Origin of the sequence: Rheinheimera pacifica, from assembly GCF_900108485.1 — a bacterium.
In the GTDB taxonomy this organism is placed as follows: Bacteria; Pseudomonadota; Gammaproteobacteria; order Enterobacterales; family Alteromonadaceae; genus Alishewanella; species Alishewanella pacifica.
Genome location: NZ_FNXF01000020.1, coordinates 43567 through 66800 on the forward strand (window position 1 = coordinate 43567; position 23234 = coordinate 66800).

Annotated in this window: 23 protein-coding genes and 1 riboswitch; of the genes, 12 read left to right on the plus strand and 11 right to left on the minus strand. The window is 47.7% G+C overall.

What is annotated here, in order from left to right:
- Positions 1-20: 20 nt before the first annotated feature.
- Positions 21-1220 carry a DNA recombination protein RmuC gene (locus tag BLW68_RS18710; protein ID WP_092796551.1) on the minus strand — a complete coding sequence of 400 codons (1200 nt, stop codon included), beginning with the start codon at positions 1218-1220 and terminating at the stop codon, positions 21-23.
- A 77-nt stretch (positions 1221-1297) separates the two neighbouring features.
- Here BLW68_RS18710 and BLW68_RS18715 point away from each other — a divergent pair, with 77 nt between their 5' ends.
- Positions 1298-1876: an LON peptidase substrate-binding domain-containing protein gene (locus tag BLW68_RS18715; RefSeq protein ID WP_092796553.1), complete on the plus strand. Its 579-nt coding sequence runs from the start codon at positions 1298-1300 to the stop codon at positions 1874-1876.
- Here the strand turns inward: BLW68_RS18715 and BLW68_RS18720 are convergent.
- A complete protein-coding gene (locus BLW68_RS18720) occupies positions 1867-2280 on the minus strand; it encodes a hypothetical protein (protein ID WP_092796555.1) in 414 nt (137 codons plus the stop codon). The two genes, BLW68_RS18715 and BLW68_RS18720, sit on opposite strands and share 10 nt — an antisense overlap.
- Positions 2281-2946 carry a 7-carboxy-7-deazaguanine synthase QueE gene (gene queE, locus BLW68_RS18725; protein WP_092796557.1) on the minus strand — a complete coding sequence of 222 codons (666 nt, stop codon included), beginning with the start codon at positions 2944-2946 and terminating at the stop codon, positions 2281-2283.
- Positions 2947-3059: 113 nt separating this feature from the next.
- On the opposite strand from queE, the gene queC reads away from it, so the two are divergent.
- Positions 3060-3728 (plus strand): 7-cyano-7-deazaguanine synthase QueC, encoded by a 669-nt coding sequence (gene queC / locus BLW68_RS18730; protein WP_092796559.1) that lies wholly within the window; start codon positions 3060-3062, stop codon positions 3726-3728.
- A 94-nt stretch (positions 3729-3822) separates the two neighbouring features.
- Positions 3823-5067 (plus strand): dicarboxylate/amino acid:cation symporter, encoded by a 1245-nt coding sequence (locus BLW68_RS18735; protein ID WP_092796561.1) that lies wholly within the window; start codon positions 3823-3825, stop codon positions 5065-5067.
- 21 nt (positions 5068-5088) lie between these two features.
- Here the strand turns inward: BLW68_RS18735 and lysC are convergent, their stop codons facing one another.
- The gene (gene lysC / locus BLW68_RS18740) at positions 5089-6441 is read right to left on the minus strand and encodes a lysine-sensitive aspartokinase 3 (protein ID WP_092796563.1); all 1353 of its coding nucleotides are present in this window, start codon (positions 6439-6441) and stop codon (positions 5089-5091) included.
- 106 nt (positions 6442-6547) lie between these two features.
- Positions 6548-6720: riboswitch (Lysine riboswitch) on the minus strand.
- 189 nt (positions 6721-6909) lie between these two features.
- Positions 6910-7179, minus strand: a complete 270-nt coding sequence (locus BLW68_RS18745; RefSeq protein ID WP_092796565.1) for a DUF3081 family protein — start codon at positions 7177-7179, stop codon at positions 6910-6912.
- Between the two features lie 98 nt (positions 7180-7277).
- Here BLW68_RS18745 and BLW68_RS18750 point away from each other — a divergent pair, with 98 nt between their 5' ends.
- The 9 genes from BLW68_RS18750 to BLW68_RS18790 all read left to right on the plus strand — a co-directional run bounded on the left by BLW68_RS18750 (position 7278) and on the right by BLW68_RS18790 (position 18047).
- A complete protein-coding gene (locus BLW68_RS18750) occupies positions 7278-7880 on the plus strand; it encodes a hypothetical protein (protein WP_092796567.1) in 603 nt (200 codons plus the stop codon).
- A gap of 134 nt (positions 7881-8014) precedes the next feature.
- Positions 8015-9727: a M28 family metallopeptidase gene (locus BLW68_RS18755; protein ID WP_092796569.1), complete on the plus strand. Its 1713-nt coding sequence runs from the start codon at positions 8015-8017 to the stop codon at positions 9725-9727.
- Between the two features lie 159 nt (positions 9728-9886).
- On the plus strand, positions 9887-12475 hold the full coding sequence (locus tag BLW68_RS18760) for an intermembrane phospholipid transport YdbH family protein (RefSeq protein ID WP_092796571.1): 2589 nt from the start codon (positions 9887-9889) through the stop codon (positions 12473-12475).
- Positions 12472-12660, plus strand: coding sequence for a YnbE family lipoprotein (locus BLW68_RS18765; RefSeq protein ID WP_068235700.1), 189 nt, complete (start codon positions 12472-12474; stop codon positions 12658-12660). The genes BLW68_RS18760 and BLW68_RS18765 overlap by 4 nt, the downstream gene beginning before the upstream one ends.
- 10 nt (positions 12661-12670) lie before the next feature.
- On the plus strand, positions 12671-13024 hold the full coding sequence (locus tag BLW68_RS18770) for a YdbL family probable chaperone protein (protein ID WP_092796573.1): 354 nt from the start codon (positions 12671-12673) through the stop codon (positions 13022-13024).
- A gap of 88 nt (positions 13025-13112) precedes the next feature.
- Entirely contained in the window at positions 13113-15002 is a 1890-nt protein-coding gene (locus BLW68_RS18775) for a tetratricopeptide repeat-containing diguanylate cyclase (RefSeq protein ID WP_092796575.1), read from the plus strand.
- Between the two features lie 95 nt (positions 15003-15097).
- A complete protein-coding gene (locus BLW68_RS18780) occupies positions 15098-16783 on the plus strand; it encodes a carbon starvation CstA family protein (protein ID WP_092796577.1) in 1686 nt (561 codons plus the stop codon).
- Complete coding sequence (locus tag BLW68_RS18785; RefSeq protein WP_092796579.1) at positions 16780-17052, plus strand: cory-CC-star protein; 273 nt, start codon at positions 16780-16782, stop codon at positions 17050-17052. Before BLW68_RS18780 ends, BLW68_RS18785 begins: the two co-directional genes overlap by 4 nt.
- Positions 17043-18047, plus strand: a complete 1005-nt coding sequence (locus BLW68_RS18790) for an ArsA family ATPase (protein WP_092796581.1) — start codon at positions 17043-17045, stop codon at positions 18045-18047. The genes BLW68_RS18785 and BLW68_RS18790 overlap by 10 nt, the downstream gene beginning before the upstream one ends.
- A gap of 26 nt (positions 18048-18073) precedes the next feature.
- On the opposite strand, the gene BLW68_RS18795 is transcribed toward BLW68_RS18790, so the two are convergent.
- The 6 genes from BLW68_RS18795 to BLW68_RS18820 form a co-directional block, all read right to left on the minus strand.
- Positions 18074-18451: a hypothetical protein gene (locus tag BLW68_RS18795; RefSeq protein WP_092796583.1), complete on the minus strand. Its 378-nt coding sequence runs from the start codon at positions 18449-18451 to the stop codon at positions 18074-18076.
- A gap of 52 nt (positions 18452-18503) precedes the next feature.
- Positions 18504-19025 (minus strand): YcxB family protein, encoded by a 522-nt coding sequence (locus BLW68_RS18800; RefSeq protein WP_092796585.1) that lies wholly within the window; start codon positions 19023-19025, stop codon positions 18504-18506.
- Positions 19026-19092: 67 nt separating this feature from the next.
- Positions 19093-19449, minus strand: coding sequence for a zinc ribbon domain-containing protein (locus BLW68_RS18805; RefSeq protein ID WP_092796587.1), 357 nt, complete (start codon positions 19447-19449; stop codon positions 19093-19095).
- 170 nt (positions 19450-19619) lie between these two features.
- The gene (locus tag BLW68_RS18810) at positions 19620-20249 is read right to left on the minus strand and encodes a DUF1349 domain-containing protein (protein WP_092796589.1); all 630 of its coding nucleotides are present in this window, start codon (positions 20247-20249) and stop codon (positions 19620-19622) included.
- Between the two features lie 111 nt (positions 20250-20360).
- Positions 20361-21020 carry a DUF6000 family protein gene (locus BLW68_RS18815; RefSeq protein ID WP_143039986.1) on the minus strand — a complete coding sequence of 220 codons (660 nt, stop codon included), beginning with the start codon at positions 21018-21020 and terminating at the stop codon, positions 20361-20363.
- 92 nt (positions 21021-21112) lie between these two features.
- Complete coding sequence (locus BLW68_RS18820) at positions 21113-22795, minus strand: hypothetical protein (RefSeq protein ID WP_177172292.1); 1683 nt, start codon at positions 22793-22795, stop codon at positions 21113-21115.
- Between the last annotated feature and the right edge of the window lie 439 nt (positions 22796-23234).

The following is a 23234-nucleotide window of genomic DNA, read 5'->3' on the forward strand; positions in this document are numbered from 1 at the left end:
TTGTTGGTTGCAAATACAGCCTAGTCGCTTTCTTCCAGCCATTCCACTTTTTCTATCTGGCTGAAGCGGCTGCTTATTTTATGCGCTGACGTATGGATCTGTTTTACGTCAGTCGCGGCCTGATCAATATGCTTAGCCAGGTTATCAAAGCGGCCACGGAAGCGATCAAAGTCTTCTGCCAGCTTAACCAGGTGCTCCTGAATTAAATGGATCTGGCGGCGGGTGGCGTCATCTTTTAATACACTGCGGGCCGTGGTGAGCACGGCCATTAACGTGGTTGGCGAGGTTAGCCATACCCGGCGCCGGTAAGCTTCCTCTACAATATCAGCATGGTAAGCATGCAACTCAGCAAAAATGGCCTCGGCGGGTAAAAACATTATCGCGCCATCTGAGGTTTCGTTGGCAATAATGTATTTATCGGCAATATCGTTAATATGCTTTTTAATATCGAGCTTAAACTGGCGCTGCGCCAGCTTACGCTCTTCCGGGCCAAATTGCGGATCGGTCATCTTTTTATAGCTTTCCAGCGGAAACTTGGCATCGATAACAATGTTGCCACTGGGCTTGGGTAAAAACAGCACACAATCGGCAATACGGCCATTACTTAAAGTATGTTGTAGTGAAAAATGCTGTTCGGGCATCACATTGCGGATCAGCGCGGTTAACTGCACTTCGCCAAAAGCACCGCGGGAGCGCTTATCAGCCAATACCTCCTGCAGGCTGACAACGTTAGTAGATAGCTCGGTAATTTTTTTCTGGGCATCATCAATCAATGCTAACCGTTTAACGATATCGGTAAAGGTTTGGTTCGTTTTTTCAAAGCCTTCACTTAAACGCCGCTCTACCTGACCGGCAATGTCTTTTAAGCGCTGATCAATGCTTTGTGTTAATTGCTTTACCTGCTCAGCCAGCATAATTGCTTGTTGCTGCAGGTTTTTGCTTAGTTCAAAACGGGCTGATTGCTGGGTGTCAGTTATTTTTTGCAATACCTGCAGTAAATGCTCTTGCTGCTGATGTTGTAAATGCTGGCGCTGCAAATGCTGCTGTTCCAGCAACTGCTGCTGAAACTGCCCCTGCTGTTGCACCAGTTCGAGCTTATGCTGGGCCAGCTGCTCTGCCAGGTCACTGCCCGGCGCACGGCGCAATAATAACAGCAGCAATAGCACGATATTCAGTGCCAGCACCGCTGTTATCAGATAAATCCAGTGTTGTAATGTCATAAAACCTCTGCTGTGGCCAAACCATTGCCGCTCATGTTACGTATAACAGGCAACTATACAACTTTATCAGCAGCACTATGAAAGAACTGGCATTATTTCCGCTAAACAGTTTTATCTTACCTGAGGGCCGCATGCGCTTGCGCGTGTTTGAGCGCCGCTATGTGCGGTTAGTCAGCGAAGCCAGTGCCGGTAAACGCGATTTTGCCCTGGCGCAAATTAACCCTTATGTCAGCGGGCAACATGCTGATCGTATTTTGCCACTGGCAACACGGGTAAAAATTGAAGATTTTGAGCAATTAGAAGATGGCTTGCTGGGCATCACCATTACCGGTATTGAGCGGGTAAAGATTGCCCGCCGCTGGCAGGAGCCTGATCAGTTACACGTTGCGATGACAGAACCGTTGGCGAATTGGGCCACCGCAGATGTCAATGCTGAATACACGCCGCTTATCAGGCAACTGCAAAAACTGCTGCAAGAGTACCCGGCATTAAACCAGCTTTACCCAACGCCTAAATATACTGACGCGGCCTGGCTGGCCTCACGCTGGCTGGAGCTTATTCCTATGCAACCGGCACTTAAGCAAAAGCTGGCGCAGGAAAACAGCCCGGCACCTTGTCTGGACAGCTTACAGGCCTGGTTGTCGCATCAGGCCTGAGCGTTGCGCACCCGCTGATAAGCAGCTTGTTCGTCGTCAGTTAGCAAGGCAACCAGTTGCCAGATGCCTTGCTGTGATTGCAGTGTATAAGAGGTGTGGCAGGTAAATAGCACCTGTTCGTCCTTGCCATAAAAATACCAGTACAGGCTGACAAACCTTAAACTTTCTGACAACCTGACCTGGCTTTGTAAACGAAAGTCTGCCCGTGCCACCCCTACCTGACGATACTGCTCAAATTGCTGTTCAAAATACTGCCGCAGGCTTTCGGGCTCAGAAAACATTATTTTGCTTTCGTCAGCTAATAGCAGGCAAGGTAATGAGACCAACTCCAGTAAGGGCGGTAACTGATATCGGGAATAGGCGTCGGCATAACGCTGAAAAAACGGCTCAATATTTTGTGGCATTTAGCTGATCCCTAAATATTTATGCACCTGCACACTAAGCCGCCAGTTATGTTTTTTACACATAGCTATTGCCAGTTCGGTTGCCCGGCGCTGCTGACTGATCGGCTGCAGATAAATCAGCTTAGCTTTAGTATCAGTATGTTGCAATAACTGCAACAGTTCATCGACATGTTTTTCCATCGCAACCGGATGTTTAATCTCGTTGGCTCTGTCCAGCGCGCTTTGCAAAACCTTGTAGCCCCCAGCCATATTCACCTTGGGTGATACGGTAACCCAGGTTTGCGCTGGTGCTTTAATGGTAAAAGTACCACTGGTTTCAATTTGCGTACTGTAGCCATTTTGGTGCAGCAGTTCGCACAGGGGGTTAAGATCATACATGCATGGCTCACCACCGGTGATCACCACATGCTTCGCCTGATAGCCTTCTTGAATAAACCGCGCCAGTAACTCTGCCGCGGTAACTTGTGCCCAATGCTCTGTCTCGGCCGTTTTAATTACAATATCGCCCAGCGGCATTGCCAGTTCGTCTTTAATATCCCAGGTGTGCTTAGTGTCGCACCAGCTGCATCCCACCGGGCAGCCCTGCAACCGGATAAAAATGGCTGCTGCGCCGGTAAAACTGCCCTCGCCCTGAATGGTTTCAAAAACCTCGTTAACTTTATACACTCTGTGCTTTGCCCTTTAGCCTGTGGCTGAATTACAGTACAATGCGCGCCCGGCTTCAGGGCCGGCAGCATTAATTGAAAATTTAAGCCGTATTATACAAGAGAGAGCCTGCTATGCCGAACAAAGTTGTGGTGATTTACTCCGGAGGGATGGATTCCTTCACTGTGTTACACAAAGCCGTGCAGGCCGGCCATGATGTGTACGCCTTGTCTTTTAATTATGGCCAGCGCCATGTAAAAGAGCTGCAGTGTGCCGCACAGGTGTGTCAGGAGCTGGGTATCAAACATAAAATTGTTGATATCTCCGCTATTAACCAGCTTTTAGCCGGTTCGTCGTTAACCGATGATATTGATATTCCGGAAGGCCATTACGCAGCTGATAATATGAAGTCTACCGTGGTACCCAACCGCAATATGATTTTACTGTCACTGGCGGTAGGTTACGCGGTATCGCTGGGCGCATCGCAGGTGTATTACGGTGCGCACTCGGGTGATCATTTTATATACCCCGATTGCAGGCCGGAATTTGTGCAAAAAATGCATGATGTTTGCCAAATAGCTAACTACGAACCGGTCGATATTATCAGCCCTTATCTGGCGCAAACCAAAATAGAGATCCTTGCCGATGGCCTGGCCATGGGGCTGGATTACAGCAAAACCTGGACCTGCTACAACGGCCGCGAAAAAGCCTGTGGTAAATGTGGTTCTTGTCAGGAGCGGTTAGAAGCCTTTACGCTGAATAACGTCACAGATCCGCTGCCGTATGAGCAAAACCTGAGCTAATACCACGCAACTGGTTATAACATATAGAAAAGCGGCCTTGTTGCCGCTTTTGTTGTCTCTATAATGGCGTAAAATTGAATTATGGCGCTATTTTATGTTGGCTTTCTGGTTTGCAATTCCGTTTTGGCAAAGAGTGCTGGGAGCCCTGTTATTGGGTGTCACTACCGGTGTCCTACTGGGTGAAACGGCTACCGTCTTTAAACCGTTAGGCACCTTATTTATTAATGCCATTCGTATGCTGGTGGTGCCGCTGGTATTTTTTGCCCTGATCAGCAGCATTACTTCACTGGCCGACAACGGCAAAATGCAGCGGCTGGCATTTAAAACCGTGGGGTTATTTTTACTGACCGCCTTTATTGCCAGTTTAATTGGCTTAACGGTAGGTTCGCTGGTGAACTGGGGCGATGCCGTACAATTAACCGCTGCAGAGATAAAACCGCGCGACATTCCACCAGTAGCCGATGTACTAACCAACCTTATTCCTACCAACCCGCTGGCCGCTATGGTAAACGGTAATATTCTGCAAATTATCGTTTTTGCTGCCTTAGTGGGTATCGCCATTAATAAAATTGGCGAAAAAGCCGCACCGATGAAAAAAGTGCTGCTGTCCGGTGCTGATATTATGTATCAGATCACCCGTATGGTGCTGGAGTTAACCCCGCTTGGCGTATTTGGTTTAATGGCCTGGGTAGTGGGTAATTATGGCCTGGACACTTTGTTACCGCTGGGCAAATTTATTCTGGCCATTTATCTGGCCTGTACTATCCATATTGTATTTACCTATGGCGGCCTGGTTAAGCTGTTTGGTGGTATGCGCGTACGTGATTACTTTAAAGCCATTTTACCGGCGCAATTAGTAGCCTACAGCAGCGCCAGCAGCTACGGCACCCTGCCGGTAAGCCATAAAGTGGTAACCGAAAACTTAGGTGTATCAAAAGATTATGCCAGCTTTGTACTGCCACTGGGCGCTACCATTAATATGGACGGCTGTGGCGGTATTTACCCGGCCATAGCAGCCATTTTTATTGCCCATCTGTATGGTATAGACCTGACAACAGTCGATTATTTACTGATTGCCGGCACAGCAACACTGGCCTCAGTCGGTACTGCCGGCGTACCGGGTACTGCTATGGTCATGCTAACAGTAACCTTAAGTGTGGTGGGTTTACCGATTGAAGGCATCGCTTTTATTGCTGCGGTAGACAGGATTATCGATATGATGCGCACCGCCACCAATGTAACAGGCGATACCATGGTGGCGCTGGTGATTGGCCGCTCGGAAGGTTTGGTACAAACTCCCGCAGAGCCGACACAACAAAATACTGCAGTAGTATCTTAAATGATGCTACTGCAGTGCTTATTACGCTGCGCTAAACAAACTTTGGTGCAGCTGTTTTACCACTGCCGGGGCATCGGCATCCTGCACTAAAAAGCACAGGTTATGTTTAGAGGCGCCATGGCAGATCAGCCGCATATTAATACGCTCCAGCGTATTAAATAAATCGCCGGTCACGCCTTTGCTGCTGTGCAGATGGTTGCCAATCACGGCAATCAGGCTTAACCCCTGCTCCACAGACACCTCACAAAAACTGCGCAGCTCTGCCAGTGCCGGCTCTATCGACGCACTAAAAGCACTGCTCATACCGCCTTCATCTAACGTTAGCGCGACGCTGATTTCAGAAGTTGTCACTAAATCGACCGAAATCTGGTGCCGGCTTAAAATATCAAACACCCGGGTTAAAAAACCGGCAGCGTGCAGCATAGCCGGACTTTTTACGGTGATCAGCGTTTGGGCTTTTCGAAGTGCAATCGCACGATACGGCGGGCGCTCTTTAACTTCTTTGGCTATCCAGGTGCCGCCGGCTTGTGGCTCGCGGCTGGAGCCGACAAACACACCAATATTACGCCGCATTGCCGGTATCAGCGTTGCCGGGTGTAGTACTTTGGCACCAAAGGTGGCCATTTCGGCGGCTTCATCAAAGCTGATTTCTTTAATGCAGCGCGCCTGATCGGTTAAGCGCGGATCGGTAGTAAAAATACCGACCACGTCGGTCCATATTTGTACCACAGCAGCATTTAGTGCTTCACCCAATAAAGCTGCACTGTAATCGGAACCGCCACGGCCAAGCGTAGTAGTCTGGCCGATATCATCAGCGCCAATAAAGCCCTGGGTAACTACTACGTTATCCGCCAGCAAGGGCTGTAACTGAATTGCACACAACTCACTGATTTGCGTAATTTGTGGCTCGCCTTTACCAAAGCGGCTGTCGGTGCGCATTACCCGGCGGGCATCAAAGCATAAACCTGCGGCACCACGCTCACGTAGCACCTGAGCAAACAGCACTGAGCTTAAGCGCTCACCGAAAGATTGAATTTCGTCTTTATGCGCACCGCTGTATACCGCGCCGCCCTGCTCTATCAGCTCCTTTAGTGCCGACAGCAGCTGATCAATATCGGCTGCTACGGTATCGGGCTGCTGCAAACGGTTTAATACCGCCAGCGTAATACGCTCGATACCCTGATAACAGGCATAGCGCTCGGTAACATCGGTATGTTTGGTAATATCAACTAACAGGTTAGTGACGCCGGAACTGGCGCTAACCACCACTAAACGGATAGCCGGTTCAGCCAGAATAATGTCAGCACAACGCGACATAGCATCGAAGTCTGCGACACTGGTGCCGCCGAATTTTGCAACAATAAGTTTGGACAAGGGTGCCTCTCCTTATAAAACATAATAAGCAGAGCATGGCATTTGCTAACAGCAAAACGAGAATGGCACAGATTGCTTCTGTAATTTCTGTAAACTGTAGTTAACAAAGGCCAGAAGCTCTCCACCGAAATTCAGGTGACAGTCGCAAGGATTCAGCCTTAACGACCGAAAAGTGCAGCTCTATAACTGCGCTTTTCTCGGCGTTAGTCCCCCTTATTCAGGCTGCGATGTATAGACATCTGTCCTGAACTACCTGGCTAACGCGCCTCTTCTGGTCTATCAGATATGATTGACGGGCGACACCTTACCTTGTTTTGACTGAACAGGCAATAGCCTTTTAGCCGTCTAAAAAATAGTTACTCAGGTAACGCCCGCTGTCGTCTCTGCCAGCGCTTATAACTACGCGCTATGGTAGCGGTTTAAACTGAACAAATCCTTAGCCGAAGTGAAATAAAGCAGTAAAATAATTTAGTGCTGCCGGTTAATGTTACGCAGCTGTGCCATAAATTCATCCATATCGGTTTCTGATTTCGCATCGCTGTGCCATTTGTTATGAAATCCCAAGGTTAACTGCACCTTGCCATTGCTAAAATACACCTCGTAACCATCAAAGCCGGAATTTACCGTCACGCCTTCGAGCTCAAAACCTGCGCCAAGCTCGTTGTTAATCGCTTTGCCGTGTTTTTCAATTTTACTAAACACGCTGAATAAAAATTTAGCATCCAGTTCATTTTGCATCTGTAGTTTGCTCCTGTCTGTGTTGGCTAAAGAGTAACACCGGTTTGCAGCCAATACGCACAAAGGTTATAGTCCGGCGGTCTTATAAGGAGAAATATATGTACAAGACTCTGATTACAACCACTATTGCCCTGACATTTTCTGCCGCTATTTCGGCTAATATCGTTCAGCCGGCGCCACTGGTATCCATAACCAGCCACGATGCTTACTTCGACAACCTGCGCGCCCACTGTGGTAAAGCCTATGAAGGCAAAGTCAGCATTGATAATCCACAAAGTGGTGGCTTTGAAGGCCGCTTAGTAATGCATGTGCGTAATTGTACAGACACTCAATTACAAATTCCGTTTCATGTGGGTGATGATCACTCCCGCACCTGGATTATTACCAAAACCGGCTCAGGCCTGAGTTTAAAGCATGATCACCGCAAAAAAGACGGCAGCCATGATGTCTCTACCATGTACGGCGGGCACACTACAGATGCCGGCTGGGCGAATGTGCAAAGCTTTCCGGCCGATCAGTATTCAAAAGAGCTGTTCTCGCGTTTAGGTAACCCGCAGTCAAATACCAATATCTGGCAAATGTATATTTACCCGCAAACCTTTAGCTACCGCCTGATCCGCGAAGGCCGCGAGTTCCGGGTAGATTTTGATTTAACCAAACCGGTTGCCCTGCCGCCAACGCCATGGGGCTATAAAGACTAATCCCCCGGCACAGGCGACCGGTAAACTGGTCGCCTGATTTCAGTTACGCTAAGATAAACTGATTTTGCCCAACTGGCGCCGCCACAGCGTGTCAGGTAAAGCAGCAAACAACAATAAAAAAACACGGAGCCACTATGATTATCCTTTCCCGCTTTAGCGCACTTGCTACTGCGCTGACAGCCCTGGCGGTATTAACCGCCTGCTCAGAGCAACCGGCCAGTGAAAAAACAGCAGATGTCAGCCCTACAACAAGCCAAACTGCAACTAAAAGCTCTGAATTACAGTTTAGCGAAGTCAACCCGCGTTTAGGTGAATACATTAAAACACTGTCAGCGGATGAATTTCAGGGCCGCGCGCCGGCGACAAAAGGCGAAGAGTTAACCGTTGCCTTTTTAGAAGATAACTTTCGCCGCATCGGTTTAAAACCTATTGATGGCGACAGCTATAAACAGCCGGTATCACTGGTGCAGATTGACCCGGTTCAGGTATCAGCCATGACACTAAAAGGCGATAAGTTACCGGCGCAGTTTAACTATCGTGACGATATGACAGCCTGGACCACCCAGGTAACCGAACAGGTTGAAGTAACCGACAGCGAAATGGTGTTTGTCGGCTACGGTATTGTCGCGCCGGAATACGGCTGGAACGACTACGAAGGTTTGGACGTAACAGGCAAAACTGTGGTGATGTTTGTTAACGATCCAGGCTTTGCTACCCAGGACCCGGCATTATTTAACGGCAATGCCATGACCTACTACGGCCGCTGGACCTACAAATTTGAAGAAGCTGCCCGCCAGGGTGCCGCTATGGCACTAATTATTCATGAAACCGCACCGGCCAGTTATGGTTGGGGCGTGGTAGCCCATGGTTCGCCGATTAAATTTGATTTAATCAACGAAAACAAAAATATGGATCGCGCCAAAGTAGAAGGCTGGGTAACCACTGAAGCCGCCGAAAAGCTGTTTGCTAATATCGGCACCGATCTGGCCAGCATGCATAAAAAAGCCCTGCAAAAAGATTTTGCACCTGTCGCACTTAATGCAACCGCTTCTGTCAGTGTACAAAATAACCTGCGCGAACTGGTTTCCAGCAATGTGGTGGGCTATATCGAAGGCAGCAAATATCCGGATGAATATGTGCTGTATATGGCGCATTGGGATCACCTGGGCATGGACTTCTCTAACCCGAAAAACAAAGTATTTAATGGCGCTCAGGATAATGCGTCCGGTACCGGCGGCTTGCTGGCGCTGGCTGAATACTTTACCCAGCAACCTAAGCCAGAGCGCTCGGTCGTGTTTGTCGCGGTAACCGCCGAAGAGCGCGGCTTGCTAGGTTCTGCCTGGTATGCCGCTAACCCGGTATTCCCACTGGAGAAAACCGTGGTGGGCATTAATATGGACGTAATGAACGTTTATGGCCCGATGAAAGATATGGTGATTGTTGGCCTGGGTAATAACAACGCTGAAGATATCCTCATTAAGTACACCGAACAGCAAGGCCGTTATGCCGTGCGCGAACATAACCCGGAAGCCGGTATCGCGTATCGCTCAGATCACTTTAATTTGTCGAAAAAAGGCGTGCCAATCCTTTACGCAAAAGGCGGTAACGACCACTTTGAAAATGGTGCAGAATGGGGTAAAGCCCAGCGCGCAGAATACAATACCTGCTGTTACCACAAGGTAAACGACGAGTGGAACGACGACTGGGATTTACGCGGTGCGCAGCAAGACTTATTCCTGTTTTATCAGGTTGGCAACGAGTTGGCTAACAGCCGCCAATGGCCAAACTGGAATCAGGGCAACGAATTTAAGGCAATACGCGATGCCTCAGCCGATGCCCGCAAGTAAAAATACCCGCTGATACCAGGGCAGCCCAGGCTGCCCTTTTTTATTGCTGCTATTTTTATCCCACAGCTGCATAGAGATAACCCAGCCCAACTGATATATTCATAATCTATTCAGTAAGTTCAGCTTACTGTCGGTTCAATTGACTAAAGGATCATACCCATGCGCTGGTGGCATAAAACGCTGCTTACAGGCTTAGTGCTCATGCTGCTGTTACTGGCTACGGGTTACTGGTACCTGCAAAAAACGCTGGCCGCTCTGCCCGTGCAAAACCTGCATTATGACGTTAAAGCCCTGTCGCTGCGCCAACTGCAGCTAAGCCATGTCAGCTTCAACATTGCCGCAGCCAATGTGCATGTGCAGCTGAATGACGTGGCACTTAGCTGGCAGTTTCCGGCCTGGTTTAGTCTGGCACTTGATCATGTGCATTTGGGTAGCGGCAATATAACCCTTACCAATTGGCCACCGCCTGATAGCAGTGCAGAAGAGGTACCACAGCCTGCTTTTAGCTTGCCAGAAAACTGGCAACTGCCAGCCATATTGCCAGGCAGCGTTTCGCTGCAACAGCTTGGTATTCACCTGCCCTGCGGCCAGAACCGCTGCAGTTATCAGCTGCAGGCCGAGCTGAGCATTGTGCAGCAAAAACTGCAGTACCAACTTACTGTTGCTGATGCTGCCATTGCCGACGCTACCAGCAGCGATATAGTGCGGCTAAAACTGAGCGGCGATTATCAGACTATACAAAACCTGCCACTGCTTAATGCGCACCTCACGCTGGACGACAGCGCCTGGCTTGAGCTCAGCCAGCAGCTGTCAGCCCAGGGCAATGTTAACGCCAGCGGTGAATTTAAACTGGATATAGCCCCGCCTTCGCCCTGGCTATTGCAACAATTTAAACTGTGGCAAATTGAACTGCCGGTAGATGCTTTAGCCCAGTTTACCGCACCGGTAACAGTGCAAAGTAACTGGCAACTGGCACTGCCGGAACACCTTAGCCTGGCCAGCCTTAGCCAGCAAGCCAGCGGCAGCTGGCAGCTAAGTGCTAACCTGCCCACACCGCTTAGCCTGCCGGGCATAGGCCAGTTACAAGGCACTGTTGTTGCCAAACTGGGCCTTGAGCAAGGCGAGCTGACCCAATATCAGCTAAATAGCCAGCTAACCTTACTAAAACCACAGTTGTCAGGTGATTTGCTGCAATTGGGTCTCAATGCCGATGCGCTGCATATAACAGTTAATGCCGATGGCAAAAGCCAACCACAACTTAACGCTCTGCCACTCTATGTTGCACTTAACAGCGAAGGTAAAACTGCGCTGGGCTTAACCAGCAATGTTATGCTTAACCTTACGCCGCCAATCAGTGCACAACTGCAACAGGCAAAGCTAAGCCTGAAGCAGCAACTGTTTAACCCGGCGCCAGACACTAAACTGAGCGAAATAGCGCTTAACAGCGACTTCAATGCCTACTGGCTGGCCGACAACTGGCAGCTGGATATCCAGCAGTTAACCGCCAGTATCGCCAGCCTGAGCACACCGGATATTAAGGGCCGCAATATTAAACTCAGCCTTAGCCCTGGCCAGTTTAGTGGTGATGACCGCTTTAGCCAGGTAAAGCTGCACGCAGATATCAATCTTAGTGCGGCCGAGCTTGAACATCCACAGCTAAAAACCCAAAGCTGGCAGTGGCAAAGCAAACTCAGGGGCGATCTTAGCGCCTTGACGCTGGATGGCAATATAAGCAACGCTGCCAGCCTGGGGCTGAAACATCAGCTGCGCTATCAACAGGATCAGCTTGAGCTTAGCTGGCAACTGGATGATATGTTTTTGCTGGCCGGTAATCCGCTGGCAGCAACCTTAACCGACTGGCCTGCTTTACTTGAGTTTAACCGTGGCCGCATTGCTGGCACAGGTGAATTAACCCTGCTACCGGCGCTCAGTGCCAGTGCTAACGTTAATTTATCTGGTGTCAGTGGTATTTATGATCGCAGCCTGTTTAAAGAGCTAACCGCAGCGCTGCAGTTAAACTATCAGGCCGATACAGTACAACTGGGTGCAAAGGACGCCACCATAGCGGAAATTGAGCACGGCGTGGTAGTCGGGCCGCTAAAACTAAATGCACAGTACACCGCCAATACCGATGCCATTACTGCCGGTAAACTGGATATCCAGCAGTTACAACTACTGGCTATGGGCGGGCAGGTGCAGGTGCAGCCGGTACTACTGGATTTAACCCTGGCAGAGCAGCAGGTATTACTACAGTTAAAACAAATTGATTTAACCCAGTTGCTGCAACAACATCCTACTACCGATCTTACCGGTAATGGCCGTATCTCCGGCACTATTCCGCTGCTGCTGGGCCGTAATGGTGCCAGTGTAAAAGATGGTAGCATTGCCGCAGAAAGCCCGGGCGGCAAGTTACAGTATCGCCCGCCTACAGCGCAATCTATGGCAGCAACCAACCAGGGTATGAAAGTGGTTTTGGAGGCACTGGACGATTTTCATTATTCGGTGTTATCGAGCAATGTCAGCTATGATACCAGTGGTAAATTGTTGCTGGGGCTAACATTGAGAGGACAAAACCCGGCGCTGGAAGCTGGCCGGGCGATAAACCTGAATATCAATCTGGAAGAGGATATACCGGCGCTGATCACCAGCCTGCAGCTTAGCAGCAAAATCAGCGATAAAATAAAGCAACGGGTGCAACAACGTTTACAACAGTCAGGCGCAAAACGCGCTAACGGAGTACAACAATGATACAACAACTTAGTGGAGCAGTCGTTCTGGCACTGTTACTGGCCGCCTGCACCCCCAAAGTGCAGGTGGCTTTGCCAGCCGAACCGATTAACATCAACCTGAATGTGAAAATTCAGCACGAGATCTATATTAAAGTCGATAAACAGCTGGATGAATTGTTCAGCGATGACAGTGGTTTATTCTAAGGAGCACATGATGAAACGTTTTACTAAATTAAAACTGCTACTGTTACCTGCGCTGTTTGCCATTAGCCTGCCGGTACTGGCAATGAACTTACAGCAAGCAATGTCGGCACTGGGCCAGGCCAAAGCACAGGGCCTGGTTGGTGAACAGGCTAACGGCTATTTAGGTGTTGTTAATAACAGTGGTGACGCCGCCAATATTGTAAAACTGATTAACGACGCCCGCCGGGCTGAATACGCCAAACTGGCACAACAAAACAACATAGCGGTAGCAGATGTAGAAGCAATGGCAGGTAAAAAAGCCCTCGAGCGCACCAGCGCCGGTCATTATATTCTGCTTGACGGTAACTGGATTAAAAAGCCCTGAACCCCGGCTCTTTAAGCCTGGTACTTTCCACACCGGCATCTTCAGGTAAGATGCCGGTGCATGCCCTTTCTTGGCATAGGATGTATCTATGCTGCTAAAACCTTATATCAGTTTTGTGTGGTTATTTTTTGTCAGTTTATACAGCACTGGCGCGCTGGCTCAATCACAGCAGTTTGACGCGCTGGTTAAACAAATAGAACGTGGCGAACGGCCTTTTTTCAGCATAGCTGATTATCAGCAAGCACTGCTTGAGCTTGAAACCGCCATGCCCGCCAATGACAGCAAACGCAGCAGTATGCTCAACCGGCTGCGCTGCACTTTGGCGTATTTTGATAAACCAGAGCAAGGTATTAGTTTTAGCGATGAAAAGCTCAGCCAGGCAAAAGCACAGCAGGATCACGAAGCATTGGCCGATTACTATGTCTGCCGTTATTACCTTTACAGCCAACTGGGGCAAACCCAGCTGGCAGAGCAAAATGCTCAGCTTAGCTATGACGCCGCCAGTGCCAGTGAAAACCCGCTTAGTATTGCCATTAGTTTAAGTTTGCTGGGTAATATTGCCTCTTACCGCGGTAATTATGCCGATGCCATGCAGCATTATGTCAGCGCGTATCAGCTGCAGCTTAGTTTGGGATACCAGTCTTATATCAGTGACGTTGTGCTGGCCATAGCCGCCACTTATCGCCGCATGGGTTTGTATCAGGAGGCGTTGAACTATCTGCAGCAGGCAGAGCAGGAGTTTAGCGCACCACAGGAGCAATTTCGTCTGGCGATGATCTTAAACGAGAAAGCCTTCTCTTATGCTGAAATGAACCAGCCACAGCAGGCGCTGGAACTATTTGAACAAGCATTACAGGCGTATAAAAAACTGAATGAACCCTTATGGCAAACCTATATAAAGGTAAACCTGGTATGGGTATATAACCTGCTGCAGCAATATGACAATGCCCTGGCATTTCACCGCCAAGCACTTGAAGAGCTAAACAGCAGCACAGTGCCGGATCAGTCTTCGCTTGCCACTTATAAGGGGCTGTTAGCGCTGTATCACAGCGAAACGCTTCTAGCCCTGCAACAGCCCGAGGATGCATTGCATCAGGTTACACTGGCCGAGCACCACCTCAGTACAGATGACAACCCGCGTTACCTGCTTATGCGCTATCAGGTAAAAGCCAAGGCACTGGCGGCTTCCGGCGACACTGCAGCGGCTTATCAAATGCTGCAACGCTACGTTACGCTTAATCAGCAACAACAACAGCAAGCCAAAGAGCAACAAAGTAATTTGCTGCGTATCCAGTTTGATTCAGCCCATCAGCAAGAGCACAACCAGCAACTGGCGGCAGAAAAAGCGCTTATGCAACGGCATGTCAGCACCTTGCAACTGGCGCAGCGCTGGCAGTACGTGGCACTGAGCTTAATTGCGTTACTGCTGCTGATTTTATTTATTGCCGCCTTATCACTAAAACGGCGCAACCGCAGATTGCATAATCTTGCCATGACCGACGAGTTAACCGGTATTGCTAACCGGCGGCGCATTATGTTGCTGGCCGAGCAAGAGCGGGTAAAAGCGCGGGATACCGCCCTGCCACTGAGTTTTCTGATCCTCGATCTGGATCACTTTAAACAGGTAAATGACCGTTACGGCCACGAAGCCGGCGATTTAGCCCTGCAGCAATTCAGCCTTACTGTCAGCAGTTTATTGCGTGAGCAAGACCACTTTGGCCGTACCGGTGGCGAAGAGTTTTTGATTGTGCTGCCAGACACCGAACTGCAACATGCAGAAGTCATCGCTGAGCGCTTACGCAGTGCCGTTGCAGCTATTTGCGTTAGTAACAGCAAAAACCCTTTTTCTATTACCTGCAGTTTGGGTATTACACAAAGCCGCCCAGATGAGTTATTAAACATTACGCTGGGCCGCGCCGATGATGCGCTGTATCAGGCTAAAGATGAGGGCAGAAACCGGGCTGTCAGCCTTGTATAGCCCGACTTTAGTCTAATACCTTCCCTGTTAACATTTTTGTACTATGCTCAGCTGACCCTAACCATAATTATATCAATACCTACAGAGGCTAAAAGATGAATGCCATTTTTCTGATGTTGATGGGGCTTGGCGCAATGGCGCTTGGTTACTTCGTCTATTCCAAGTTTATTTGCGAAAAAATATTTAAAGTTGATCCTAACTTTCGTACTCCTGCCCATGAAATGCAAGACGGCGTAGATTACGTTCCCACTAACAAATATATCCTTTGGGGCCACCACTTTACTTCTGTTGCCGGTGCAGCGCCTATTATCGGCCCGGCTATTGCCGTGATCTGGGGCTGGGTGCCCGCGTTTTTATGGGTAGTATTTGGTACTATTTTCTTTGCTGGTGTGCATGACGCCGGTGCTATCTGGGCCAGCAGCCGCAACAAAGCAAAATCTATCGGTGCCTTAACCGGCGATATCGTTGGTAACCGTGCCCGTAGTATCTTTATGATTGTTATCTTTTTAGTATTGCTGATGGTAAACGCCGTTTTTGCCGTGGTTATCGCCGGCCAGCTGATTAGGTTCCCAAGTGCCACTATCCCGGTGTGGGGCGCTATTGTGGTTGCACTGATTATCGGCCAGCTGATTTACCGTAAAAATATGAGCTTACTGCTGGTGACCATCGTCGGCGTGGTTGCGCTGTACGGCATGATCTACATTGGCCCTACCCTGCCACTATCGTTACCGGAAATGGTTGGCCCGCTGAGCGATAACCAAACCTGGATCATCATGCTGTTCGTATACGCCGCTATTGCGTCCTTACTGCCGGTTTGGATGCTGCTGCAACCACGTGACTACATCAACGGTATTCAACTGTTTATCGGCTTAATTCTGTTATACGGCGCGGTAATTATTTCCGGCCCGGATGTAGTAGCTCCGGCCTTTAATACTGATGTTCCGGAAGGCACGCCATCTCTTATTCCGCTACTGTTTGTTACCATTGCCTGTGGCGCCATCTCGGGCTTCCACGGCCTGGTATCCAGCGGTACAACGTCTAAGCAACTGGATAAAGAACCCGATGTGCGCTTTGTCGGTTACTTTGGTGCCGTAGGTGAAGGTTCATTAGCGTTAGCCGCTATTATTGCCGCAACGGCCGGTTTTGCGACATTGGCCGACTGGCAATCTATTTACCACAGCTTTGGCCAGGGTGGTGTGTCGGCCTTTATTACCGGTGGCGCGAATATTCTGCAAGCCGGTATCGGTTTAGACACCGTGCTGTCGCAAACACTGTTAACAGTAATGGTCGTGTTGTTTGCCGGTACCACTATGGACACCGGTTTACGTCTGCAGCGTTACATCTTCCAGGAATGGGGCAGTATTTATAACATTGGCTGGATGCAAAAAGCGCCTCCTGCCACCTTGTTAGCGGTAGGTTCCTGTTTACTGCTGGCATTTGGTGCCGGTGGTGATGGTTCAGGCGGTATGTTGATATGGCCACTGTTTGGTACCACTAACCAGTTACTGGCTGGCTTAACCTTACTGGTTATCACCGTTATGCTGGTTAAACTGCGCCGGCCAATGTGGTACACACTGGCACCGTTAGTTTTCCTGCTGATCATGACCACGCTGGGCCTGCTTATTCAGCTTAAGAGCTTCTACGACAAAGGCGACTGGTTCCTGTTCACTATGGACTTAATTGTACTGGTAGCAGCCATTCTGGTATCACTGGAATGCAGCTCGGCATTAACCAAACAACTTAAAGCCAATAAAGCTAACCCCGCTGCTGACGAAGCATGAGTTTAGACAAATTTAAGGCCTGGTTCCGCCAGGCCAGTTTTTACGCAGAAGAAGCCTACAATGCGCCCTATCGCAGTGCGATAGCGCGCGCAAGGCGTGAACAGGACGACCTGTTTATGCTGCTGATATTTTCTGAAATGATGGGCGTGCCCAACCCCGCCAGTTACTACACCCTTGAGTTACAACCTTTATTAATGGAACGCTTCCATGACTGGCATACCCGTATGGGCATGGAGCATTCGCCACTGGATAATTTCAAATGTTGTTAACCGACAAACGTGTGCTGCTGTTTGGTGGCAAAGGTGGCGTGGGTAAAACCACCAGTTCCTCTGCCATGGCAGTGCTGGCAAGTATGCGCGGCAAAAAGGTGTTGCTGGTATCTACCGATCCGGCGCACAGCCTGGCCGATGCTTTTGACCGTGAAATTGGCGACAATATTACCCGCTTAGCCCCTGATTTAGACGGTTTAGAGCTGGACCCGGACCGCGAGGTAGAGCAGCACCTGGCCAAAGTTACTGCCCAGCTAAAGCGCTTTACCCGGCCTGAAATGTACAGCGAAATTGAACGGCAAATGCGCTTAACCCGTCAATCGCCCGGTGCGCAGGAAGCGGCGATGCTTGAGCGCATTGCTAACGTGATTGAGCTGGGGTTAAAAGACTACGATTTAGTGATTTTCGACACCGCCCCAACCGGCCATACACTGCGGCTATTAAGCCTACCCGAAGCCATGGCAGCCTGGACGCAGGGCCTGCTGAATGCCAATAAACGCTCAGAAAAACTCGGTGACGTACTGGGCCATTTAACGCCCAAAGCTGGGCGCGATGTAGACAACCCGCTGGCCGATCCTAACCAAAACGCTACCGACGGTATGGATGCACGCAATAAAGCCATTACCGAAGCCTTACTGGCCCGCCAGCGCTTGTTGCAACGCACCCGCGAAGTGTTAACCGACAGCAGCCGCACTGCCCTGTTGTTTGTGTTAACGCCAGAAAAACTGCCAATACTCGAAACCGGTCGCGCAGTACAAAGCTTATTGCAGGAAAAACTGCCGCTGGCAGGTTTAATAGTAAACCGCATACTGCCCGACAGTGCCGACGGCGACTTCCTCGCCGCACGGCGTGCGCAGGAAAAAGTGCATTTAGCCCAGATAGAACACGATTTTGCCAAACTACCGCGTTACAAAGTGCCACTGCAAGCTACTGATATTCAGGGCTTAACGGCATTGCAGCATATGGCAACCTTACTGGAGCAAGCCGGTTTATAGCCGGCTAACTCGTCTAACACTGTTGATTACTGGCTGCTCTCACGTAGCGCAACTTTAATAACATATTGAAAGTTATCAACTTCAGCAGAGTGCCAAAAGTTTTTGAAGTTAAATATTCTGGCTGAATCATAGCTAATTTCTAAAGTTCGGCCATCCAACCAATTAATAGCCAGATTATCAGCCTTGTCAGCCGTAAAAATTGGCTCGGCATCCTTATAACTTGCACCGGAAACTACAATGTAAACTTGCTCTGCATAGCCTGTGGTAGCACCACAATTTCTGCGTATATGTACAGCAGCAGTTTTTTGTTCTTCGTCAGCAGCTTGGCGAATAATTTCATCTACACACGGGTCAACGCAGGCTGATAGAAAAATGGCTATTGCTGATAAAAATAGAATTCTCATAATTACCTACGTTTAAAGCCGACGCGCGGTACGCGTCGGCTGATTTTGATTGTTATCTATATTTTTCTACCTGCGCTTGTAAGTCTGCTCTTTCCATCTCTGATGAGAAAGACGCTGATGGAATAATCAAGGCAAGAAGCTTGTCCAAAAAAATATATAGATCACCGTTATTTTCTTCTATTGCTTCAACGCATTCCCATTTATAGAAACATCTTCCAAGTGGGTTTATTTCTACAATTCCGTCAGGGCTAAATTCTATCGTTTTTTCTCCGAGCATTAATCCATTGTCATTCGGCACACTTGACTGTCGGAGTTTACGCATATTGATATAGTAAGCGACTATAAATACAACAAGAGGAAAAGCCACTACCGCGGCTGATGGCCAATGAAAACTGGATAATGAGATTGAATCGATCTGAAAAATAAACATAAAAGCCATCGCTAAGATACACCAGATAACCATGATTTTAAGAAAACCTGAACCTTTCATCTGCTGTGGTTTGCATAAGCGCTTGAACGCATAATCAGTGTAGTTAAGGTAGTCTTTCTTTGTGACTTTTATTGTTTTAATCATGATTCAAATATTTCCATTTACGTATAAGATCAAAGCCTGCTGCGTACCGCCCTTCAGCTCTTATTTGTTATGTTGCCTTAAATCCCAAAGTGTTAATTCTGGCCCCACAATAAAAGCAGTTTGTGCGCCGTTTTGAAATTCTATGACCGCAATCTGAGCATTCTGTGGGTTGCGATACCTTGCCGTCCAGCTTTCCATCGCGTAAATCAATCTCTTCAATTTTTTTCATAATCTGCGACTGCGTAATACCTAATTCGGTTAGCAATTCCAGTGCGGCCAGATTCATTATGTATAATTGGTCAATTTTCTCTGACAATGTATCGACATGAGCTTCATTCTGAAGAGCCCGGACTGAAGTCTGGCTACCTTCAACCGAATTTTTGGAGATCCTTAAATCCTGAAATAAGTTTGTTAAAAACTGCATGTTAAATTTCCTTCCTACCAAGCACCGACCTAAGCAATAATTTGGCATTGACCAAAAAAAGAATAGTACATTCACCTATCATCCTGAGGGACTACAGATTGGCCGCTACCGCGGCCAGAAGAGCGATTTTACCTATTGACTCAGGGCAGGCTCATATGTGTTATGTGAATTTAAACCGCGTGTGCTAACCATTTACAAGGCTCTAGACTCATTTCGGTAAACTTTGCTGTAAACGATGATTCAGAAGGACTACATGCATAAACGCCAAAACTCACCGTATTTTGTGCCGCTAACGGTGGATTACATTTACCCATTTCTATCGTAGTCTCTCCCAGCTGATGCAAGTGAAATATCCGCATTTGCTTGAAAACTTGGCCATCAAACGATGACTCGATGAGGAAATCTGGACCTCGACGATTTAAACGATACCAAATTTCTTTGGGGAGCGAGATGTCAGAGGTTGCCCAATCTGAGTAACCTAAATTTGTAACCACACTACCGAGTCTGGAAAACTCTTGATTTTCATACTCAATGGAAGCTTTGAACCAATTTTCATTATCGAGGTAAATGATCAATCCACATTGGTCAAACTGAGCTTGGTAAGCAAAACTTACCTTCGCTGTAAATGTGAAATTTTCTTCTGACTCGATTAATAATGCAGGGGCATTATCATTACGGAAACCGTAATAAGAGCGTTGCCAAAAATCTGTGTTCGGCTCCGTTGTTATCGACACTAATTCCGAAGTTACTTCACTAACTTTCGGCTCAGAAGTCCACTTTCCGACAGTAAAATTTACCATTACAAAATCTCTTTATTGTTTCCCGTAATCTGCTTGTTCACGTAACACCCCGCGCATGCGCGCAAACTTGTGAGCGTTGCAGGGGCCGCAGGCCCAGAATGACAAGGATTGTTAGCTGTTGAGTTCGTATTTAAATTCATTTAAAACGCTCATTTGTTGGGAAAACAGTTCAATAGATTCAGCCAAGTCCCAATTCGGTTTGTTAGCGATAAACTTCTGCCACAAAGGTATATAGGGAGTTATCAGGTCTTCACCTTGTTTTGCTCCAATGTATGATAATGCCGCCATTGCTGAGTTTTGATCAAACCATAAGTCAGGTTGTTCAAGATAGTACTCCAGATACTGCTCCAGGTAATGAATGGCTGCTTGCGACGAAAAAGAAGCTAATGCCAAACAGTAATTATTGCCCGTATAACAAACATCACTACGCAATAGCAATTTCCCAATATGCTCCTCAAGCTCATTCATGCCACCAAGAGCAGAAAAATATGCACCGACAGATCTTGGTCGCCAGTTAAAATCGCCAAGCAATTTTGAAACAAGCTTGATATCTATTGAAGATTTTACCGCTAAGTACTTCTGTCGGAATTCATCAGTATCTTTTCTCTGCAAATAAAAAGGAGCTACATAAGTCGCTATAAACGCACTATCTAAAGGCTGCGTATTTTCATCGACTTTAAGTTCAGAATAGGGGCTGGTATGCCTCACTGTCGCACCAGCGACATGAAGAGAAATCAAATCTTTAGTTCTATCGTTGATCTTCTGGGTCACTCGTTGCTCCATCAGCTAACTCGGTTATTTAACGCTGCGGTTTGGGGCTGACATGGAGCGTAGCGGAAAAATTGTCCGACAGCAGCGCATTGTTAAGCATTTTTTTTATGTATATTGAAAAGAAGACCGACTGGTGATTTTTTAACTTTTTTATTTTCTTCAGCTAAGTCTCTTATTGATTGAGGAATATCTTTTAATTTCGGAACATCAAACATTTGATTTCCAGCTATTGTCGCCATTCCCCAAACTGGCGTTCCAGTAACCGCTGCAGCCACCTCCAGTGAGCCTACAACTAGCCAAGAACCAATGTCCTTCCCAGCAAATTTCCATTTCTTATTGCTCAAAGCATCTAGGTTTTTTTGATGTTGGCTAAATGCTGAATTTATGTTTTCGAATATATGGTCTCGGCTCCGATGAAAATTAGCGGGGTTTGCTTCGATTAAATCATTTATCCCTTTACCTAGAATATTCCTAATTTCATCCATCGCCCCCTCTTTTCGTATTTCAATAAGCGCTTCCGGGGGGATATTGCCAATCCACTTCATATCACCTGAAGAAAGATCACTTAGTCCTTTTATTACATGGAGGTCCTGCGATTTTAGTGCCGATTCAGCTCTTTCTGCATCGTATTCCATTTTCCAGACTAGATACTGCCAAGAAGTCGGAGCATCTATTATAGGAGTACCATTCAAACGCCGGGACTTAATGAGCATCTCATTACTGACGGACATGCGACCAAGAGCCAAACTCGCCAAAGCCACTCCAGGAGTAATTTGACCAAAAGGCTGCATATGATCACTTTTCATTGCCCTTTCTATCTGATCTCCAATATCACCACTCCAATTGGTGTCAAATAAAACTCTGCTTCCGTCGGATATTTCAGCAACAGTTCTTTCAATGGAATCCAGTGAGCTACAAAAATCCATCAATTCTTCGAAGGACTCGAAATCTCGCCCGAACAATTTACCGGAATGTACTAAAGAATCTTCTTTTCCTAGGCGATGAAAAAACTCACGCTCCCCTTCTTGCAAAATAGCCATGTCAGGCAATACAACAACAATAGGCTCATCGACATCTGCACATGCCAACTGCTTGTATTGCAGGATATTCATCGCATGCTTCATGAAGTAATAGGCTTTATCGGCAAGACTATAGTGCTCAAAAATAACTTTTGATCTTAAAAACGGGTCTGGAAGCACAATAGTATCAGTATATAAACCACACTTAGACGCAATATTTTCATCATGTGATGGAAAAAGGTCGCCACCAAAAATCCCCTTCACATTATGGTGCATATCTTCCACATGGATATGTGCAATCTCACCAACTCCATCCCAAAACTGGTCTATTATTTCAAGAAATTTATCAAGATTTTCGGTTATTTCTTTAATGGATGCTTCGCTATTTTGTGCTGCCATTCCTGCATCATGTGGCGTCATCCCTCGTTGATTCATTATCTTAAAGAAGCCGCCAAAATTATCTTCTATGAATTTGAAATACATATTCTGTATTTCACTCAAAGACGCTTCCTTTTTTAGCTCCTCACGATCATGCATAGCAGTGACAGCCAGGGCCATAGATCGTACCAGACCATCTACCGTATCAAGATCTACCTCACCATCAGGACCGGTGCGAACGGCGAGAAGACTCTTTTCAACATCAAGTCCTTCGGCAATTCTTATTTTTCCCGCTTTGAATTGCTCCTGAAGAACTTTCAGTCGTCGACGAAGTCTTTGCTCATATTCAACTTCTTCGATTGCCTTCTCGTTGCTCATATTGAACTCCAATTTCGATGAGATGCTTAACGCCGCCAACAGCGGCCGAGCGTAGCGAGGTCCAGCCCCGTAGGGGGGATGCTGCTTGGCCTTGTTATGAGCTGACCGCTACTTTGATTTGAATTCAAAATGTTTACCACCTAACCAGCAATGTACCCACTCAGGGTCAATTCGATACTCGAAACCCGCTGGTCTAAGTGAATCGTGTATTACCCACTCTGGACCAGGTGCCGAAATTACTTCGACTGACTGGAAGGTGCCACCCCTTACTCGGATTTGACTCGCTTTATTGCAAGATGGGCAAATAAAACCAAGAGCCTCCATTTGCGGATAAGAGTACTGGCAGCCCGATAGTATTTGCTCTGCCGTAAACTCACTATCACAATGATGGCACTTTAATTTTCCATCCATACTTCATTCTCTATTTGGCTCATAACGC

Excerpts from the sequence above, each read along its gene's own strand:
- BLW68_RS18710 (WP_092796551.1), bottom strand. The coding sequence starts at position 1,220 with ATGACATTACAACACTGGATTTATCTGATAACAGCGGTGCTGGCACTG.
- BLW68_RS18715 (WP_092796553.1), top strand. The coding sequence starts at position 1,298 with ATGAAAGAACTGGCATTATTTCCGCTAAACAGTTTTATCTTACCTGAG.
- BLW68_RS18720 (WP_092796555.1), bottom strand. The coding sequence starts at position 2,280 with ATGCCACAAAATATTGAGCCGTTTTTTCAGCGTTATGCCGACGCCTAT.
- queC (WP_092796559.1), top strand. The coding sequence starts at position 3,060 with ATGCCGAACAAAGTTGTGGTGATTTACTCCGGAGGGATGGATTCCTTC.
- BLW68_RS18735 (WP_092796561.1), top strand. The coding sequence starts at position 3,823 with ATGTTGGCTTTCTGGTTTGCAATTCCGTTTTGGCAAAGAGTGCTGGGA.
- BLW68_RS18745 (WP_092796565.1), bottom strand. The coding sequence starts at position 7,179 with ATGCAAAATGAACTGGATGCTAAATTTTTATTCAGCGTGTTTAGTAAA.
- BLW68_RS18750 (WP_092796567.1), top strand. The coding sequence starts at position 7,278 with ATGTACAAGACTCTGATTACAACCACTATTGCCCTGACATTTTCTGCC.
- BLW68_RS18755 (WP_092796569.1), top strand. The coding sequence starts at position 8,015 with ATGATTATCCTTTCCCGCTTTAGCGCACTTGCTACTGCGCTGACAGCC.
- BLW68_RS18760 (WP_092796571.1), top strand. The coding sequence starts at position 9,887 with ATGCGCTGGTGGCATAAAACGCTGCTTACAGGCTTAGTGCTCATGCTG.
- BLW68_RS18765 (WP_068235700.1), top strand. The coding sequence starts at position 12,472 with ATGATACAACAACTTAGTGGAGCAGTCGTTCTGGCACTGTTACTGGCC.
- BLW68_RS18770 (WP_092796573.1), top strand. The coding sequence starts at position 12,671 with ATGAAACGTTTTACTAAATTAAAACTGCTACTGTTACCTGCGCTGTTT.
- BLW68_RS18775 (WP_092796575.1), top strand. The coding sequence starts at position 13,113 with ATGCTGCTAAAACCTTATATCAGTTTTGTGTGGTTATTTTTTGTCAGT.
- BLW68_RS18780 (WP_092796577.1), top strand. The coding sequence starts at position 15,098 with ATGAATGCCATTTTTCTGATGTTGATGGGGCTTGGCGCAATGGCGCTT.
- BLW68_RS18785 (WP_092796579.1), top strand. The coding sequence starts at position 16,780 with ATGAGTTTAGACAAATTTAAGGCCTGGTTCCGCCAGGCCAGTTTTTAC.
- BLW68_RS18790 (WP_092796581.1), top strand. The coding sequence starts at position 17,043 with ATGTTGTTAACCGACAAACGTGTGCTGCTGTTTGGTGGCAAAGGTGGC.
- BLW68_RS18795 (WP_092796583.1), bottom strand. The coding sequence starts at position 18,451 with ATGAGAATTCTATTTTTATCAGCAATAGCCATTTTTCTATCAGCCTGC.
- BLW68_RS18800 (WP_092796585.1), bottom strand. The coding sequence starts at position 19,025 with ATGATTAAAACAATAAAAGTCACAAAGAAAGACTACCTTAACTACACT.
- BLW68_RS18805 (WP_092796587.1), bottom strand. The coding sequence starts at position 19,449 with ATGCAGTTTTTAACAAACTTATTTCAGGATTTAAGGATCTCCAAAAAT.
- BLW68_RS18810 (WP_092796589.1), bottom strand. The coding sequence starts at position 20,249 with ATGGTAAATTTTACTGTCGGAAAGTGGACTTCTGAGCCGAAAGTTAGT.
- BLW68_RS18820 (WP_177172292.1), bottom strand. The coding sequence starts at position 22,795 with ATGAGCAACGAGAAGGCAATCGAAGAAGTTGAATATGAGCAAAGACTT.